This is a genomic window from Bradyrhizobium sp. S3.7.6 (assembly GCF_054061875.1).
Genome location: NZ_JBSSEQ010000001.1, coordinates 3,297,688 through 3,314,388, shown reverse-complemented (window position 1 = coordinate 3,314,388; position 16,701 = coordinate 3,297,688). Strand labels below are relative to the sequence as shown.

Sequence of the window (16,701 nt, the reverse complement as noted above, 5' to 3'; positions counted from 1 at the left end):
ATCTGATTGGCGCGGGCTAGGATGGCGCGACCCACCACGAGTTCGATGGCGACCGCTCGCGCCAAGCCTGCGGCGCGGCGCAATGTTCTGCCCGGCCGCCTCAGCCCCGGCATGGCCTGCGACACCGCGTTCCGGATCATCGCCCGCCGTCACCTCGATGCCGTCCTCGCCCAGCACGATGGCACCTGCCACGGCGATCCGGAGGCGCTGCATCAGATCCGGATCGCACTGACGCATCTGCGCACCGCCATCCGCTTCTTCTCGCCCATGGTCGACGATGCCCTGCGGCCGAATGTCTGGGCCGAATTGAAATGGCTGAACAGCCAGCTCGGCGTGGTGCGCGACCTCGACGTGGCGATCGAGCGAGTTATCGCCGAGAGCGGGGGCGAGCTTGACGTGATCGCCGAGCTTCAGCATTGGGACGAGAAGCGCGCCGAGAGCCACCGCCTGCTGGCGCGCGCGCTGCAATCGGCGCGGTATCGCCGTCTTGTCGAGCAGACCTCGGCCTGGATCGAGAGCGGTCCTTGGTCGACCCGGCGCAGCAAGGAAGCCATCCGATTGCGCCGCTGCCCGCTTGCCGACCACGCGACGACGCAGCTCACGGAATGGGAAACGACGCTGCTCAGGAAGGCGCGGAAACTCCGCAAGCTCGACGTCGGAAAACGGCACAAGCTGCGGCTCCTCAACAAGCGGCTGACCTATTCGATCGAATCGCTGGAGGATTTGTTTGCGGACGAATCGCTGACCAAACAGAAGTCGATCCTCAAGCAATTGCGCAAGGCGCAGAAGTCCCTCGGGCAATTGAACGACGATGCGCGAGGGCAAACCCTGGCAGCTTCACTGAACGAGGCCGTCCCAGAGGCGGGCATTCGCTTCCTCAACCGGAAGCGTCAAAAGAAGCTGTTGCGGACCGCCTCGAACGCTTACCGGAAACTGGACAAGGCCAAGCCGTTCCGCTCGTCCGACCTCGCCCCGAATGCAGAGCCCGAGGATTAGGGCGGACCAGCTTGACTTGGGTCAAATCAGCTTCCTGCCGGCGAACTAAGCTCCACACATCGATATTCGTGCGAACTTGCGGAGCTTCCCCATGCGCGCCCACCAGATCATGACCCGATCGGTCATCTCGGTTGCCCCCCACACCAGCATCGTCGAGGCGGCAAACATCATGCTGAAGCGGCACGTCAGCGGCCTCGCCGTGGTCGACGATGCCGGCAAGCTGGTCGGCGTGGTCTCCGAGGGGGATTTCGTCCGCCGCAGCGAAATCGGCACCGGGCGCAAGCGAGGCCGCTGGCTGCGGTTCATCCTCGGCCCCGGCAACTCCGCCAGCGATTTCGTCCACGAACATGGCCGCAAGGTGTCGGAGGTGATGACCGCCTCGGTCGTGACCATCACCGAGGATACGGCACTCGCGGAGATCGTTGATCTCATGGAACGGAACAACGTAAAACGGCTGCCGGTGGTGCGCGCCGACAAGGTCGTCGGCATCGTCTCGCGCGCGAATCTATTGCAGGCGGTGGCGGGGCTCGCCCGCGAGGTACCGGATCCGACGGCCGACGACGATCACATTCGAGGCCGTATCATCGACACCATGGAGAAAAACGACTGGTGCCCGTTCGGACTGAATGTCATCGTCCGGGACGGCATCGTTCATCTGAGCGGCGTCATCACCGAGGAACGCGCGCGTCAGGCCGCCGTCGTCGCGGCGGAGAACGTCGAGGGCGTCAAGAAGGTGCACGACCATCTGTGCTGGGTCGACACCGTATCGGGCGTCTATCTGAATTCGCCCGAGGACGACGATCTCGCCAGGGCCAGTTAGGCGCGAACCGAAGGCGACTTAGCGGGGAATGACAGCGGTGGCTTCGATCTCGACGCGCGCCGCCTTCTCGACGAGGCGGACGACCTGCACCAGCGCCATCGCAGGATAGTGCGCGCCGAAGGTGGCACGGTAGCTCTTGCCGAGCTCCCTCAGGTTCGCCAAGTATTCGTCCATGTCGACGACGTACCAGGTCAGGCGCACGAGGTGCTCGGGCCGCGCACCCGCCTCCGCCAATATCTCGGCGATGTTGCTCAGGGCTTGGCGCACCTGCGCAACAAAGCCGTCCGCGAGACGCTCCTCGGTGTCCCAGCCGATCACGCCGCCGGTGACGACGATGCGTCCCTCGGCGGCCATGCCGTTGGCATAGCCTTTCGGTAGCGGCCAGCCGGACGGTTGGAGCACCTGCGCCCTGGAGCCGGTTTCGTCCTCGGCTGCTGTCGCCAGCACCGCGAGATGCGGGCCTTTCGGCGTCGTCACGGACAATTCTTCATCCCTCTCTTATTCCGCCGCAACGCCAGAGGACGTCGCTGCAGCCTGCGCCAGCTGCCGCAGGGCAAATCGCTTCAATTTGCCGGTCTCGGTCTTCGGCAGTTGCGCCACGAACTCGATCGCGCGCGGATATTTGTAGGGCGCAATCTCACGTTTGACATGCTCCTGCAACTCCGCTGCAAGTTGAGCGTCCGGCGTCACCCCGGGGGCGGCGATGACATAGGCCTTCACGATCATGCCACGCGCCTCGTCCGGCGCACCGACGACGCCGCACTCGACTACGGATGGATGCGTCAGCAGCGCCGCCTCCACATCCGTGCCCGCGATGTTGTACCCGGCTGACACGATCATGTCGTCTGAGCGCGACTGGTACCAGAAGTAGCCGTCGCTATCCATCAGATAGGTATCACCGGTGATGTTCCAACCGTTCTGGACGTATTTGCGCTGCCGCTCGTCGGCGAGATAGCGGCAGCCGGTCGGGCCGCGCACCGCGAGCCGCCCCATCGTGCCCGGCGGCAGGTCATTGCCGTCGTCATCGACGATTTTTGCTTCGTAACCCGGCACGGGTTTGCCGGTTGCACCGGGACGGATCTCGTCCTCGGTCGCGCTGATGAAGATGTGCAGCAGCTCGGTCGAACCGATGCCGTCCATCAGCTTGATGCCGGTGGCCTTGAGCCAGGCATCGAATGTCGGCTTGGGAAGGGTCTCGCCGGCAGAAATGCACTTGCGCAGCGAGGAGATGTCGCGACCCGCGAGCTTGCCCATCATGGCGCGATAGGCGGTCGGCGCGGTGAAGCAGACCGAGGTCTTGTATTGCTCGATCGCCGTCAGCATGTCGTCCGGCGTCGTCTTCTCCAGCACGACGAAGGAAGCGCCGATATGCATCGGAAACAGCACGCCGCCGAAGCCGAAGGTAAAGGCGAGCGGCGCTGAACCGACGAAGCGATCCTTCTGCTCCGCCCTCAAGATGTTGTGCGCATAACCGTCGCAGACCGCCAGCATATCCCGATGGAAATGCATGGTGCCCTTGGGATCGCCCGTCGTACCCGACGTGAAGGCAATCAGGCAGATGTCATCGGCGGCGGTATCGACCGCCTTGAACTCCGGGCTCGCATCAGCAATCAGCGCCTCGAGCGAGTCCGACGCGCCGTTGCCCCAATAGACCACGTGCTTGAGGCCGGGCGCCGCCGCTTTCGCCTTCTCCATCTCCTCCGAGAGTTTTCCATCGCAGAGCGCGAGTGTAATCTCCGCCTTCTGGATCGGATAAGATAGTTCCTTGGCGCGCAGCAGAGGCATGGTCGCCACGACGATGCCTCCAGCCTTGATCACCGCGAGATAGGTCGCAACCATCATCGGATTGTTGGCGGAGCGCAGCAGCACGCGTCCGCCGGTTACGAGACCAAGCTTGCGAACCAGCACGTCGGCGATGCGGTTCACGAGCGCTTGCAGCTCGCGATAGGTGTAGCTGACGGCCGGACTGATGACGCACGGCGCGTCGCCGTGGCCCTGCTCGACCCAGCGGTCGAGAAAATAGCTGACGCAGTTCAATCGCGGCGGATAGTGCAGCTCCGGCCGCGTGAATATGAATTCGGGCCAGAACTCGCGCGGCGGCAGATGCTGCCGTGCGAATGTATCGACGTGGGCTGTCGCGGCGTTGCCGTCATACGAGCCCGACTCTTGAGCCTTAGCGGCGTTGGCCATCGCACGCTCCTTTCAGCATGGAAAGCACCCGGCAGCATCATCTGGAAAACATTTTAGGCTTAAAACAATTCGGCGCAATAGCGGATTTTGGGCATCCCATGCATTTTCCTGCGGCAAGGTGGTGGGACTGGCGGGGTGCCCCGCTGGCGGACTACGGCCGGCGGCGAGCGGCCGATTTCTGCGCCGACGCCTTTGTCTTGGCCAGGAGCCGCATCAATTCGCGGACGTCCTTCGGGGTCAGGTCGGCGAACAGATCGGCGATCCAGGTCTCGTGCTCCGCAGCCATCCTGCGAAACTCGGCGCGACCCAGCTTTGTGAGGCGGATCACCTGGACGCGGCGGTCCGTCTCCGAGGTGCGCCGGTCGAGATGGCCCGATTCCACCAGCCGTTCGACGAGGCCGGTGACGTTGCCGTTAGACACCATCATGCGCTTGGAGACGTCGGACAGCGTCATGCCATCGGGCGCCTTGTCGAGCTGCGCCATCAGGTCAAACCGGGGCAGCGTGACGTCGAAGCGCTGTCGCAGGCGGCCACGGACTTCGCCTTCGATCAGGGTGGTGCAGGTGAGCAAACGCAGCCACAGCCGAAGCTCTTCGGCGTGGTCCTCCGGCGTCTCGACGGCCTTGGTCTCGGAATCGAGCATCTCGATGCAGTCACTCATGGCCGGCCTGGCGCCAGCACGGATTCCCCAACGTTTTGAGCTTCAAATAAATCGGCCCCGGCCGCAAGCCTAAAGCTGCAACAATCGACCACACTCGAATTTCTTTAGGCTTCAAATAATTGGCGCGCCACTTGCATGCGCACTGCCCGCAGGATGGCCACGCCTTGAGCTTGCTTGCCGCGGCCGCCATCATCGGCATAAGCTTGAATTGGAGTACGCGGCTTGCTGCGCAAGCCCGATCGTCACGGGGGACACATCATGAAGACGCAAACGACCTTGGCCGCCGCCGCCCTGCTGCTCGGCACCGCGGTGAGCCCTTCCTTCGCCCAGGAGAAGATCAAGCTGGGCGTGGTCGTGACCCTGTCGGGCCCCGCCGCCGCGCTTGGCCAGCAGGTCCGCGACGGCTTTGCACTCGCCGTGAAGGATCTCGGCGGCAAGATGGGCGGCCGAGATGTCGAGGTGATCGTCGCCGATGACGAGTTGAAGCCCGACGCAGCGGTCACGAAGGTCAAGGGCCTTCTGGAGCGCGACAAGGTCGACTTCGTGGTCGGCCCGATCTTCTCCAACATCCTCCAGGCGATCCACCGCCCCATTACGGAGTCCAAGACGTTCCTGATCAGCCCCAACGCCGGGCCATCGACTTTCGCCGGCAAGGACTGCAACCCGTTCTTCTATGTGACGTCGTATCAGAACGACCAGGTCCACGAGATCCTCGGCAAGGTGGCGCAGGATCGCGGCTACAAGCGCATGTATCTGATGGTGCCGAACTATCAGGCCGGCAAGGATTCGGTGGCGGGCTTCAAGCTCGACTACAAGGGCGAGATCGTCGAAGAATCCTACATGCCGCTGAACACGCTGGACTTCCAGCCGGAACTTTCCAAGATCTCGTCGCAGAAGCCCGATGCGCTGTTCACGTTCATGCCAGGCGGCCTCGGCGTCAATCTCGTCAAGCAATACCGGCAGGCTGGCCTTGCCGACAGCATTCCGGTGCTCTCGGCTTTCACGGTGGATGAATCGACCTTACCGGCACAGCAGGATGCGGCCGTCGGCATGTTTGGCGGCGCGAACTGGGCGCCCAATCTCGACAATCCCCAGAACAAGAAGTTCGTCGCGGCCTATGAAGCCGCCTACAACGTCGTGCCCGGCACCTACGCTTTCCAGGCGTATGACGCCGCGATGCTGATCGACAGCGCGGTCAAGGCCGTGAAAGGCGATCTCTCGAACAAGGATGCGGTTGGGGCTGCGCTGAAGAAGGCCGACTTCACCTCTCTGCGCGGCGCCTTCAAGTTCAACACCAACGGCTATCCGATCCAGGATTTCTATCTGACCAAGGTCGCCAAGCGTGCGGACGGCAAGTTCCAGACCGAGATCGTTCAGAAGGTCTTCGAGAACTATGGCGACCGCTATGCCAAGGACTGCAAGGCGGCAAACTAAGCCGCACCGCATTACGGGAGGACTGCAATGAAGAGCGAAATCACCGGCATCACACGGGCCAATGAAGGGATTCAGGGCATTTCCTGGAACATCCTCGGCCAGACCTATGTGCCGAAGAGCAATACCGAGCACAGCTTCTCCTGGCACGCGACATTGCCGCCGGGCACATTCGTGCCGCCGCACATCCATCCCGACCAGGATGAGTATCTCTACATGCTCGAGGGCAAGCTCGACTTCATGCTCGGCAATTCGGAGTCGCAGGCGACCGCGGGCGATCTGATCCGCCTCGGTATGGGCGTGCCGCACGGCATCTTCAACAAGTCGGAGCAGACGGCAAAGGTGCTGTTCTGGGTGTCGCCGACCCGCAAGCTGTTCGACCTGTTCTGGGGCCTTCACAACATGAAGGAACAGAAGCCGGAGGACGTGGTGGCGATGGCCGCCGAGTTCAACATCCACTTCCTGCCGCCGCCGCCCGGCGGCTAGCAGCGAGTCTTAAGCGCGCACCGCCGCCAGACCCGGCACTGCGGCGAAGCCGGCCTTGGTGGCGTAGCCGCGGACGATCGCCTCGCGCTGGGAATAGCTCAGCACGTTGTCGACGTTGTCGAAGCCATCGGGTGCAAGCTGCTCGACGGCGTCGATGACGCCCTCGGGGCCGCCGCGCCGGTTGGAGCGGACGATGTCAGCGGTCATCGGCAGACGCTTCTTCTCATATTCAAGCAAAGCCTGGCGCGGATGCTCGGCGCGCACCAGCGCATCGGCAAGGCAGCGCGCGTCGAGGATCGCCTGAGATGCGCCGTTGGAGCCGACCGGATACATGGGATGCGCGGCATCGCCGAGCAGCGTAACGCGCCCGGACGACCAGTAAGGCAAGGGATCGCGGTCGCAGGTCGGATATTCGTAGAACTCGGGCGTTGCCGAGATCAGGCTCTTGACGTCGATATAGGGCACCGAGAAGCGCGCGACATGCGGCATCAACTCCTCGCGCCGGCCGGGCCGCGACCAGTCTTCCTTCCGGGGCGGCGGGGCATTGCCCTCGCCGACCTTCACCAGCACCGCCCAGTTGGTGAGACGGCTCGCCGGGCTCGATCCCTCTGCGATCGGGTAGATCACCACCTTGGCGTTGAGGCCGCCGGCCACGATCATCGACTTGCCGGTGAGGAACAGCGGCCAATCGCGCGCACCGCGCCATAGCATCAGGCCGTTCCAGCACGGCGGTCCCTCGTTCGGGAACAGCGTGTCGCGAACGCGTGAATGGATGCCGTCAGCGCCGATCAGGATATCACCGCGCGCAGTATGGATGTGCGCGCCCGAGCGGTCGAAGAAATAAGCGGTGACGCCGCCCTCGTCCTGCGTGAAGGCGCCGAGGCGGCAGCCGGTGTGAATTGCCTCCGGCCCGAGCCGCTCCTCGACGGCACGATGGATGACGCCCTGAAGGCGGCCACGGTGAATCGAGAATTGCGGCACGTCATGGCCGGCGTCGATGCCGCGGGCTTCGCGCCAGACCTCCTGGCCGTGGCGATTGAGGTAATAGAGCTGGTCGGTCCGGATCGCGACGTCGTCGAGCTGCTGGAGGAGACCGAGGCCGGCAAGCTCCCGCATCGCATGCGGCAGCGTGTTGATGCCGACGCCGAGCTCGCGGATGGTGTCGGCCTGCTCGAAAATCTCGCATCCGATGCCGCGCGAGCGCAGCATCAATGCCGTGGTGAGACCACCGATACCGCCACCGACGATAATCGCCTTCATCGCCCTTACTCCACTCGAAAATACGCCAGGCAATGGGGCTAAAGTCGCACGGGCGGTCACTCCGCCGCAAGCGGCTTTGTCGCCTCCGCCTTGAGCTCGGCCCGGGTCTTGGGCTTAGCCTTAATTCTCAGCTCCTCGAGATCCGCCGGTCGCGCACGTTGTTGCGGAAAATCTGATCTTTTCCGGGCAAGTACTGCGGCGCAAATCCCCATTGCTGGCCTTCCGCAGGAAGTCCGGGGCTCAGTCGCCCCTGAAGACCGGCTTGACCTTGTTGGCGAACGCTTCAAAGGCGCGCTCGAAATCCGCCGTGGTCATGCACAGCGCCTGGGCAACGGCTTCCGCTTCGATCGCCTCTTCAATCGACATCGCCCACTCCATCGCCAGCATCCGCTTGGTCATGGTGTTTCCGAAGGTCGGGCCTTCCGCGACCTGCTTGGCCAGCAACTGCGCCTGGGGCAGCACCTGCTCGGGCGTGACGATGCGGCTGAAGAAGCCCCAGCGCTCGCCCTCCTCCGCCGTCATGAACCGGCCGGTGTAGAGCAGCTCGGAGGCGCGGGACTGTCCGATGATCCGCGGCAGGATCGCACAGGCGCCCATGTCGCAGCCGCCAAGTCCGACCTTGTTGAAGAGGAACGCGACCTTCGCGCCGCTCGCCGCGAGCCGCATATCCGATGCCATCGCGATGATCGCGCCGGCGCCGGCGCAGATGCCTTCGACCGCGGCCACAATGGGCTGAGGGCAGGCCCGCATCGCTTTGACGAGGTCGCCGGTCATCCGCGTGAAAGCGGTCAGCCCCTTGGTGTCCATCTTCACGAGCGGGCCGATGATCTCGAACACATCGCCGCCGGACGAGAAGTTACCGCCGGCGCCGGTGACGATGATGGCCTTGACTGCATCATCGAAAGCGCAGGCGCGGAAGAAATCCGTCAGTTCCCGATAGCTCTCGAAGGTCAGTGGATTCTTCCGCTCGGGACGGTTGAGCGTCACCGTGGCAACGCCGTCGACCACCGCCAGCAGGAAGTGCTGCGGCGAATAATCCGCGAGCGGCACGGTCACAGGATTAGCTGGTCTGCTCATGCGATCTCCTAACTATGTTTGTTCCGCGCTACTAGATTTCGCCGCCTGCGACTGCAATCGCCTGCCCGGTGATCGCACCAGCGCCTTCGCCGCACAACCAAAGCACTGCGTCAGCCACCTCTTGAGGCGTGATCAGCCGCCCCTGCGGATTGTGCTTCGCGAGCTCGGCGATCGCCTGCTCGCGGCTCCTGCCGGTCTTCTTCATGATGTTCTCGATGCTGCCGGCGACCAGATCGGTGTCGGTGAAGCCCGGACACACCGCATTCACAGTCACATTGCTTCCGGCCGTCTCGAGGGCAAGAGAGCGCACGAGACCGACGACGGCGTGCTTCGCCGCCGTATACGCGCTGACATAGGCGTAGCCCTTGAGCCCCGCCGTCGAGGCAATCGCGACGATGCGGCCATAGGGACGATCCTTCATGCCCGGCAGAACGCCCTGGATGGCATGGACAACGCCCATGAAATTGACGTCCATCATGCGCGCAAACAGGGCAGCGTCCGATTTCGCGAACGGCGCGGATTCGGCGCTGCCCGCGTTGGCGATCAGGATGTCGATCGGCTTTCGCGCGCTCGCTTCAGCGATAGCGGCTTTCAGTGATAATTCGTTCGAGACGTCGGCGATCGCAGCAAAATGCGCGGCACCTGCGCTGACCGCCTCTTCTAGAACAGCGGCGTTCCGGCCGAGCACCGTCACGGTTGCGCCTGCCCCGACAAGAGAGGCTGCGATGGCGCGGCCGATGCCGCGACCGCCACCGGTCACGAGCGCGTGCGGCGAGTGCGGCAATCCGGACATGCGCTGGCTCCTTGGCTCTGCTGATCGTTCCTCGATATATTTTAACCTTCAAGTTTTTGCAACGAAGCTGCCGTAGCGCCGCGAACGCCTTAGCGCGAGAGACCGGCCCGAAAATTGCTTTAAGTATAAAATTATCGCTTCCCATCCCCTACAGGCCTGTTAGCATCGACCGGCCGAGCAAAAGGATGTCGCGTGTCGCAGCCTGCGCCAATGATAACAAAAGACGGCCGCTTCGCCTATGAAGCCGCGGGCGATCCGGACGCGACACCCCTGATCTTCCTGCATGGCATTGGCGGCGCGGCACGGGCCTGGCGGCAGCAGCTTGCGAGATTCAGCACTCAGTTCCGCGCGATTGCATGGGACATGCCGGGCTACGGCGGATCGGCGCCGCTCGCCAGCGTCAGCATCGCGGCCCTTGCCGATGCGCTCCAGCAATTCATTGAGCAGCTTGGTGCAACCAAGCCAATTCTGGTCGGCCATTCGATCGGTGGCATGATCGTCCAGAAATGGCTGGCGCAATCCCCGAAACTGGCGCGCGCGGTCGTCCTCGCGCAGACCAGCCCGGCCTTCGGCAAGGCCGATGGCGATTGGCAGAAATCGTTCATCGCGGCGCGGCTTGGGCCGCTCGATCGCGGCGAGACCATGAAGTCGCTGGCTCCTTCCCTGGTGAAGGAGCTTGTCGGCGACGATCCTGATCCGAAGGGAATGGAGCTTGCGCGCGAGTGCATGGCAAGCGTGCCCGAGGCGAGCTATCGCGCCATGATGCTGGCTTTGATGGGCTTCGATCAGCGCAGCACGCTCAAGGACATTTCCGTCCCGACGCTGTTGTTGTCCGGCTCCAAGGACAACAATGCGCTTGCCCCCATGATGGCAAAGACGGCAACATTCATTCCCACTGCCGAATATGTCGAGCTGGCCGGGGTCGGCCATCTCGCCAACCTTGAACGCCCTGACGCGTTCGACGAAGCCCTCGGCCGGTTCCTGAATTCCGTCGCGACCAAAACGTAGGGTGGCTGCGCAATGACCATGCAAGTCAGAAAGAACATCGGCGCAACCGACAAGGTCGCGCTGGATGCTCCGATCTTCGATCCCGTCGCATTCCGCCTGAACGACGAGCAGGCCGGCATCATCGCGCGCGCCCGCGAGATCGGCCAGAGCGTGTTCGCTGGTCGCGCGGCGACTTACGATCGCGAGGCGATCTTCCCGACAGAGAATTATCGCGACCTGCATCGCGTCGGCCTGCTCGGCATCGCGGTTCCCAAGAAGCATGGCGGGCTCGGCGCGTACTATCAAACTTACGCACTAGCGGCAGCGGAAATCGGCCGCTATTGCGGCGCGACCGCCCTCACCTGGAATATGCACGTCTGCTCGACCCTGTGGTCCGGTCCGCTCGCCGACGATCTCGACATGGACGCGGAGACCCGCGCCGAGCACGAGCGGCGGCGCGCGGTGCATTACAAGCGTATCGTCGAGGATGGCGCGATCTACTCGCAGCCCTTTTCCGAGGGCGGAGCGGCCGCGGCCGGCGGCGTCGCGTTCGGCACGGAAGCAAAGCCCGTAAAGGGCGGTTGGATCGTCAACGGCAAGAAGATCTTTGCATCGCTGTCCGGTCATGCCGACTATTACGGCGTGCTCTGCACCGAGATGGAGGAGGGCGAAAAAGCCTCGCGCCGCAACACCCTTTACCTCGCGATCTCCGCGAAATCGGACGGTGTCTCGGTGGTCGGCGACTGGGATCCGCTCGGCATGCGCGGCACAGTCTCTCGCACGCTGCTGTTCAAGGATGTGTTCGTCCCTGAGGATTCCGCGCTGATGCCGCGCGGCGTCTATTTCCAGGCGGCGATGCGCTGGCCTCACATGTTCCTGACGCTGTCGCCGACCTATATGGGCCTGGCGCAAGCCGCCTATGATTTCACCGTGCGCTATCTTCGCGGCGAGGTACCGGGCATGCCGCCGGTCAAGCGCCGGATGTACCCGACCAAGCAAATCGCGGTCGCGCAGATGCAGATCAAGCTCGAGCAGATCAAGGCGATCTGGTTCCAGGCCGTCACCGAGGCCCGCGCCAATCCAAGCAAGGAGCAGGTGCTGCGCGCCTATGCCGCGCAATATTCGGTGATGGAGGGCGCCAATGAGCTCGCCGCGCTCGCGATCCGCACCTGCGGCGGTCAGGCCATGCTCCGTTCACTGCCGCTGGAGCGCATCTATCGCGACAGCCGCTGCGGCTCGCTCATGCTGCCCTGGACCGCCGAGCTCTGCCTCGACCGGATCGGGCGCGAGGCGCTGTACGAGGCCGGTGAAACGGACGACTGACCGTGGACCTCTGTAGTCTGATCGATCGCAACGCGGCGTTCGCGCCAGACAAGACGGCGATCGCCTTCGAGGGTGAGCGGCTGAGCTACGCCGCACTCGCCGCGCGCATCGAACGGACCGCCACGGCGTTGAAGCAGGAGCTCGGCGTTGGCCGAGGCGACCGCGTCGCAATCCTGAGCCTGAACCGGCCGGACTATCTGGTTCTGCTCTACGCATGCGCGCGACTTGGTGCGATGCTGGTGCCGCTGAACTGGCGGCTGGCGGTTGCCGAGCAGCGCTTCATTCTCACCGATGCGGGCGCAAAGGTCCTGGTACTCGAGCAGGCATTTGCCGGAGTTCTCCCGGAGCTTGCGCCGGGGACGGCCGTCATCGGCCTCGATTTCGCGCCGTCGCGGGGCGTAACATTCGAAGACCTGCTGGGTCGCAGCGAAGGCAGCGGCCGCAATCCGCACACTGATCTCTCCTGCCCGCTGCTCGTCGTCTACACGTCTGGAACGACGGGACGGCCGAAGGGCGCTGTTCTGCGGCAAGAAGCCTTGTTCTGGAACGGCGTCATGAGCCAGCACATGCAGAACATGACGTCAGATGATCACGTGCTGACGGTACTGCCGTTCTTCCATGTCGGTGGCCTCAACATCCAAACCACGCCGGCGCTGCAGCTTGGTGCGACGGTCACGATCCACGCCCGCTTCACGCCAGATACTGCGCTCGCGGCCATTGAACGGGAAAGACCGACCCTGACAGTGATGGTGCCTGCAATCCTCCAGGCCGTGAGCGAGCATCCCGCCTGGACAACGACCGATCTCTCGTCGCTCAAGGCCGTCTCGACCGGCTCGACCATCGTGCCACCGCACCTGATCGATCGCTTCGTGGCGCGCGATGTTCCGGTGCTTCAGGTCTATGGTTCGACGGAAACCTGCCCCATCGCAATCTACACCCGGCTTGGCGGCGATCTTTCGCGCGCGGGATCGACCGGACTTGCCGGCCTGTGCTGCGAAGCGAAGGTGATCGATCAGGCCGGCAATGAGGTCCCTGCGGGTACGCCGGGCGAAATCGCCGTGCGAGGGCCCAACGTGTTCTTCGAATATTGGGGCAATGCGGATGCCACGCGCGATGCGCTGCACGACGGTTGGTATCGCACCGGCGATATCGGCCTGTGCGACGCCGACGGCTATTTCTGGGTCCGCGACCGCAAGAAGAATGTGATTATTTCCGGCGGCGAGAACGTCTATCCGGCCGAGATCGAGCGCGTCCTGCTCGAACATCCCGATGTCAGCGAATGCGCCGTGATCGGCCGGCCGGACCCGCGCTGGGACGAGGTGCCGATCGCCTATGTCATCGGGCGGTCCGGCTGCCGGCTCGAAGCGGAGGAGCTGAGAGCGCATCTTCAGACGCAGCTCGCCCGTTACAAGGTTCCGCGCGACATCGTCTTCGTCAACGACCTGCCGCGCACGGCGCTGGGCAAGGTCCAGCATTTCCTGCTGAAGCAGCTTGATGCGCAATCGCGCGCGCAAGGAGAAGCATCTTGAAGATTGCAGTTCTGGGTGGGGGAAACGGCTCTTTCGCGGCCGCGGGCGATTTTGCGCTGTCCGGGCATGAGGTCCAGCTCTGGCGCCGCGACGCTGATCAGGTGACGGCGCATCGCGCGGCCGGCTCGCGCATCCTGGTGAAGGATCATAATGGCCGGCACGATGTGAAGCTCGCGCTGGTGACGACCGACATCGCCGAAGCAATTGATGGCACCGAGCTGATTCTGTGCCCCGCCCCTGCCTTCGCGCAGCCGGACATTGCTCGTTTGCTCGCTCCGCATTTGCAGGACGGCCAGGTCGTGTTCCTGCCGCCCGCCACATTCGGCTCGATGATCTTCGCCCAAGCCGCGCGGGATGCCGGAAACCACGCCAAGGCGAGCTTTGCCGAGACCGGCACGCTGCCTTGGCTGACCCGCAAGCACGGGCCGTTCGAGGTCGCGATTACCATCCGCGCCAAGCGGTTGCCGGTTGGCGTGTTTCCGCTCGATCGGGCCGCGCATGCAATCGAAGTGATCGGACGCGCTTTCCCTGATGCGATCGAGCCCTGCGGCGATGCACTCTCCGGCGCGCTGATGAATGCTGGGCCCATTATTCACCCGCCGTTGATCGTGATGAACGCGGGCCCGATCGAGCATTTCGAACGATGGGACATCCACAAGGAAGGAACGCAGGCCGCGATCCGCCGGGTGACCGACGCGCTCGACGCAGAACGAATCGCGGTGCGCGAAGCGCTTGGCTATGGCGCACCGCATTTTCCGCTGGCCCACCACTACGCCAAAGAGGACGAGATCTGGATGTATGGCCGTGGCTCGCACGACCGGCTGACCGATTCCGGCGACTGGCGTGAGCGGATCGTGCTGACCGAGCACCGCTATATGCGTGAGGATCTGCGGCTTGGGCTGTCGCTGCTGGTCTCCGTTGCCGGCATCGCGGGTGTATCCACGCCGCTGGCCAGAGCATTCCTCTCCATCGGCGGCGCTGTGTGCGGTGAGGATTTTGCGCAAGGCGGCCGAACGCTCGAGACGCTCGGACTAGGCAATCTCGGCAAGGCCGAACTACAGACGATTCTCCGTACGGGGTTTTAACCGATGACCAGTCGCGCCAATATCGCCTGTCTGGGAGCCGGCCGCATGGGACGCGGCATCGCCGTCGCGTTCGCCTATGCGGGTCATGCGGTCACGATGATCGACATCAAGGCCCGTTCCGCGGAGGACTTCGCCAGGCTGGAGGCGGACTCGCTGGGCGAGGTCAGCAAGACCATTGCCAGCCTGTCGAAGCTCGGTCTGCTGACGGAGGCGGACGTTGCTCCGCTCATCGCACGGGTTTCGGTGGTGCCGGCCAGCCGAAGCAGCGCAGCGCTGGCCGAAGCCGGGATGGTCTTCGAGGGCGTTCCCGAGGTCGTCGAGCTCAAGCGCGAGGTGCTGGGGGCGGCCTCAAAGCAGGTCGGCCCGGATACGATCATCGCTTCGACCACGTCGACCATCCTCGTCGACGATCTCGCTGGGGCGATCGTGAACCCTCGGCGCTTCCTCAATGTGCACTGGCTCAATCCGGCCTATCTGATCCCGCTGGTCGAGGTTTCACCCGGCAAAGCCACCGATCCCGCCATCATCGATGAGGTCAAGGCGCTGCTCGAAGCCATCGGAAAGGTCCCCGTGGTGTGCGCGGCGACGCCCGGCTTCATCGTCCCGCGCATCCAGGCGTTGGCGATGAACGAGGCCGCACGCATGGTCGAGGAGGGCGTCGCCAGCGCCGAGGAGATCGACAAAGCGATCCGTTACGGCTTTGGCTTCCGCTATGCCGTGCTCGGACTGCTCGAGTTCATCGACTGGGGCGGCGGCGACATCTTGTACTACGCCAGCCGGTATCTCGAAGGCGCGCTCGGCAGCGATCGCTATCGCGCGCCGGACGTCATTTCCCGCAATATGCAAGAAGGCCGGATCGGCTTGCGAACGGGTGCCGGCTTCCTCGATTATTCAGGCATGGACGTCGATGCCTATCGCGTGAAGCGGCTTCAGGCCATGGTCGACCTGCTCCGGCATTTCGGCCTGGCGCGCCCACCGGTCCTCGACCGCAGCTAGCCGAAGACGTCCTGCAGCACGCCATCACGAACGACCGCGACCCCGTCGAGTTCGATCGTCGTTCCCATCATCGGCAAATCAAAGTGGCCCGCCGTGTACCGGCCGGCAAATTCGTTCGCGCCGGTCGAGAACAGGAAATTGCCGGAGACGGCACGAATTTCAGTGCCGTTGGTGTCGCGCTGGTCATACATCGAGAGGGCTTCGTAGCGGGCCCCCGGGTTCATGCCGAAACCGACATGCGAGACCGCATAGGCCTCGCGATCACCCCACGCTGCGAGATAGGCGCGCATCATCGCCGCATCCGTGCCCTCGCCCTCCAGCTCGACGACATAATCGTCCTTCAGCGTCATTTTCACCGGGGACGCCAGGTAGCGCTTGAAGGTCAGATTGATGTCACCGGGGGCCATCACCAACGTCCCGTTGATCGTTCCGCTCTTGGGAAAGCTAACCACAATGCCACCCGGCCAGTGCGCCAGCGTGCCGGGCTTGTCGGTCCAGCCCCACACGCCGACCGTGGACGCACCGACCATGTCAACGTCGAGCGCCGTGCCGGCTTTCGATGTCACGCGCATCCGCTTCGTCCCACGCAACAACTTTGCCGCCGCGCGAACACGCTTCTCGAGTGCGGGATCCGGCACCATCCGCTCCAGCGCTTCCGGGTGTTCGTTGGAGATCACCAATATCCGTGCACCGGCCTTGAGGATCTCCGGCGTCTCCACCGCGTGCATCAAGCCCTCGATGGTGCAATCCACCACAAAGCCGGCCTGCTGGAGTGCGGTGATGACCGGACCAAGCCGCTGGATTGCCTCGCTTGCCCCGGTCGAGCGAACCGGCACGATATTCCGATTACGCGGCGTCGGCATCACCACATGAAACGGCCGCGCGCCCATCCGCAGCAGGGCGAGCTCCGCCAAATGAACGTTCAGCGCACGCGATTGGGTTTCCGAGAGGATCGCCGCGGTATCGCCGGCCTTGACGGCGCAGCGCTCAAAGATCTCGCTAAACGCGTCGATCCATTTTGCCTCGATGCGATCCGCCAGCATGGTTCACTCCCGGTCTTCTGGTTT

At 63.8% G+C, this 16,701-nt stretch carries 16 protein-coding genes; 9 read left to right on the top strand and 7 right to left on the bottom strand.

What is annotated here, in order from left to right; all coding sequences use genetic code 11:
• The first annotated feature begins 21 nt into the window (after positions 1 to 21).
• Positions 22 to 996, top strand: coding sequence for a CHAD domain-containing protein (locus ACVJ5M_RS15680; protein WP_063982091.1), 975 nt, complete (start codon positions 22 to 24; stop codon positions 994 to 996).
• A 91-nt stretch (positions 997 to 1,087) separates the two neighbouring features.
• Positions 1,088 to 1,816 (top strand): CBS domain-containing protein, encoded by a 729-nt coding sequence (locus ACVJ5M_RS15675; RefSeq protein ID WP_063982090.1) that lies wholly within the window; start codon positions 1,088 to 1,090, stop codon positions 1,814 to 1,816.
• 18 nt (positions 1,817 to 1,834) lie between these two features.
• On the opposite strand, the gene ACVJ5M_RS15670 is transcribed toward ACVJ5M_RS15675, so the two are convergent.
• The 3 genes from ACVJ5M_RS15670 to ACVJ5M_RS15660 all read right to left on the bottom strand — a co-directional run bounded on the left by ACVJ5M_RS15670 (position 1,835) and on the right by ACVJ5M_RS15660 (position 4,667).
• Entirely contained in the window at positions 1,835 to 2,293 is a 459-nt protein-coding gene (locus ACVJ5M_RS15670) for a RidA family protein (RefSeq protein ID WP_354100406.1), read from the bottom strand.
• Between the two features lie 21 nt (positions 2,294 to 2,314).
• Positions 2,315 to 4,006 (bottom strand): benzoate-CoA ligase family protein, encoded by a 1,692-nt coding sequence (locus tag ACVJ5M_RS15665; RefSeq protein ID WP_354096825.1) that lies wholly within the window; start codon positions 4,004 to 4,006, stop codon positions 2,315 to 2,317.
• 151 nt (positions 4,007 to 4,157) lie between these two features.
• Positions 4,158 to 4,667, bottom strand: a complete 510-nt coding sequence (locus tag ACVJ5M_RS15660; RefSeq protein WP_231142628.1) for a MarR family winged helix-turn-helix transcriptional regulator — start codon at positions 4,665 to 4,667, stop codon at positions 4,158 to 4,160.
• A 258-nt stretch (positions 4,668 to 4,925) separates the two neighbouring features.
• Between ACVJ5M_RS15660 and ACVJ5M_RS15655 the strand changes: the two genes are divergently transcribed.
• Together ACVJ5M_RS15655 and ACVJ5M_RS15650 are read left to right on the top strand one after the other, a co-directional pair.
• Entirely contained in the window at positions 4,926 to 6,101 is a 1,176-nt protein-coding gene (locus ACVJ5M_RS15655; RefSeq protein WP_354100405.1) for an ABC transporter substrate-binding protein, read from the top strand.
• Positions 6,102 to 6,128: 27 nt separating this feature from the next.
• On the top strand, positions 6,129 to 6,584 hold the full coding sequence (locus ACVJ5M_RS15650) for a cupin domain-containing protein (protein ID WP_007601580.1): 456 nt from the start codon (positions 6,129 to 6,131) through the stop codon (positions 6,582 to 6,584).
• A gap of 9 nt (positions 6,585 to 6,593) precedes the next feature.
• Here ACVJ5M_RS15650 and ACVJ5M_RS15645 read toward each other — a convergent pair whose 3' ends face one another.
• The 3 genes from ACVJ5M_RS15645 to ACVJ5M_RS15635 form a co-directional block, all read right to left on the bottom strand.
• Positions 6,594 to 7,844 (bottom strand): flavin-dependent oxidoreductase, encoded by a 1,251-nt coding sequence (locus tag ACVJ5M_RS15645; protein ID WP_028156622.1) that lies wholly within the window; start codon positions 7,842 to 7,844, stop codon positions 6,594 to 6,596.
• A 240-nt stretch (positions 7,845 to 8,084) separates the two neighbouring features.
• Positions 8,085 to 8,921: an enoyl-CoA hydratase family protein gene (locus ACVJ5M_RS15640; RefSeq protein WP_028156623.1), complete on the bottom strand. Its 837-nt coding sequence runs from the start codon at positions 8,919 to 8,921 to the stop codon at positions 8,085 to 8,087.
• Between the two features lie 31 nt (positions 8,922 to 8,952).
• The gene (locus tag ACVJ5M_RS15635; protein ID WP_014493755.1) at positions 8,953 to 9,714 is read right to left on the bottom strand and encodes an SDR family NAD(P)-dependent oxidoreductase; all 762 of its coding nucleotides are present in this window, start codon (positions 9,712 to 9,714) and stop codon (positions 8,953 to 8,955) included.
• A gap of 210 nt (positions 9,715 to 9,924) precedes the next feature.
• On the opposite strand from ACVJ5M_RS15635, the gene ACVJ5M_RS15630 reads away from it, so the two are divergent.
• The 5 genes from ACVJ5M_RS15630 to ACVJ5M_RS15610 are packed head-to-tail and all read left to right on the top strand — an operon-like array spanning position 9,925 to position 15,634.
• Positions 9,925 to 10,722, top strand: coding sequence for an alpha/beta fold hydrolase (locus ACVJ5M_RS15630; protein WP_063982084.1), 798 nt, complete (start codon positions 9,925 to 9,927; stop codon positions 10,720 to 10,722).
• A gap of 12 nt (positions 10,723 to 10,734) precedes the next feature.
• Positions 10,735 to 12,024, top strand: a complete 1,290-nt coding sequence (locus ACVJ5M_RS15625; protein ID WP_063982083.1) for an acyl-CoA dehydrogenase family protein — start codon at positions 10,735 to 10,737, stop codon at positions 12,022 to 12,024.
• Positions 12,025 to 12,026: 2 nt separating this feature from the next.
• On the top strand, positions 12,027 to 13,553 hold the full coding sequence (locus ACVJ5M_RS15620; protein WP_063982082.1) for a class I adenylate-forming enzyme family protein: 1,527 nt from the start codon (positions 12,027 to 12,029) through the stop codon (positions 13,551 to 13,553).
• A complete protein-coding gene (locus ACVJ5M_RS15615) occupies positions 13,550 to 14,638 on the top strand; it encodes an NAD/NADP-dependent octopine/nopaline dehydrogenase family protein (RefSeq protein WP_063982081.1) in 1,089 nt (362 codons plus the stop codon). Before ACVJ5M_RS15620 ends, ACVJ5M_RS15615 begins: the two co-directional genes overlap by 4 nt.
• Before the next feature lie 3 nt (positions 14,639 to 14,641).
• Positions 14,642 to 15,634 carry a 3-hydroxybutyryl-CoA dehydrogenase gene (locus ACVJ5M_RS15610; protein WP_063982080.1) on the top strand — a complete coding sequence of 331 codons (993 nt, stop codon included), beginning with the start codon at positions 14,642 to 14,644 and terminating at the stop codon, positions 15,632 to 15,634.
• On the opposite strand, the gene ACVJ5M_RS15605 is transcribed toward ACVJ5M_RS15610, so the two are convergent.
• Positions 15,631 to 16,677 (bottom strand): M29 family metallopeptidase, encoded by a 1,047-nt coding sequence (locus ACVJ5M_RS15605; protein ID WP_063982079.1) that lies wholly within the window; start codon positions 16,675 to 16,677, stop codon positions 15,631 to 15,633. The genes ACVJ5M_RS15610 and ACVJ5M_RS15605 overlap by 4 nt on opposite strands.
• Between the last annotated feature and the right edge of the window lie 24 nt (positions 16,678 to 16,701).

Excerpts from the sequence above, each read along its gene's own strand:
- ACVJ5M_RS15650 (WP_007601580.1), top strand. The coding sequence starts at position 6,129 with ATGAAGAGCGAAATCACCGGCATCACACGGGCCAATGAAGGGATTCAG.
- ACVJ5M_RS15675 (WP_063982090.1), top strand. The coding sequence starts at position 1,088 with ATGCGCGCCCACCAGATCATGACCCGATCGGTCATCTCGGTTGCCCCC.
- ACVJ5M_RS15665 (WP_354096825.1), bottom strand. The coding sequence starts at position 4,006 with ATGGCCAACGCCGCTAAGGCTCAAGAGTCGGGCTCGTATGACGGCAAC.
- ACVJ5M_RS15625 (WP_063982083.1), top strand. The coding sequence starts at position 10,735 with ATGACCATGCAAGTCAGAAAGAACATCGGCGCAACCGACAAGGTCGCG.
- ACVJ5M_RS15610 (WP_063982080.1), top strand. The coding sequence starts at position 14,642 with ATGACCAGTCGCGCCAATATCGCCTGTCTGGGAGCCGGCCGCATGGGA.
- ACVJ5M_RS15680 (WP_063982091.1), top strand. The coding sequence starts at position 22 with ATGGCGCGACCCACCACGAGTTCGATGGCGACCGCTCGCGCCAAGCCT.
- ACVJ5M_RS15640 (WP_028156623.1), bottom strand. The coding sequence starts at position 8,921 with ATGAGCAGACCAGCTAATCCTGTGACCGTGCCGCTCGCGGATTATTCG.
- ACVJ5M_RS15635 (WP_014493755.1), bottom strand. The coding sequence starts at position 9,714 with ATGTCCGGATTGCCGCACTCGCCGCACGCGCTCGTGACCGGTGGCGGT.
- ACVJ5M_RS15645 (WP_028156622.1), bottom strand. The coding sequence starts at position 7,844 with ATGAAGGCGATTATCGTCGGTGGCGGTATCGGTGGTCTCACCACGGCA.
- ACVJ5M_RS15660 (WP_231142628.1), bottom strand. The coding sequence starts at position 4,667 with ATGAGTGACTGCATCGAGATGCTCGATTCCGAGACCAAGGCCGTCGAG.
- ACVJ5M_RS15605 (WP_063982079.1), bottom strand. The coding sequence starts at position 16,677 with ATGCTGGCGGATCGCATCGAGGCAAAATGGATCGACGCGTTTAGCGAG.
- ACVJ5M_RS15655 (WP_354100405.1), top strand. The coding sequence starts at position 4,926 with ATGAAGACGCAAACGACCTTGGCCGCCGCCGCCCTGCTGCTCGGCACC.
- ACVJ5M_RS15630 (WP_063982084.1), top strand. The coding sequence starts at position 9,925 with ATGATAACAAAAGACGGCCGCTTCGCCTATGAAGCCGCGGGCGATCCG.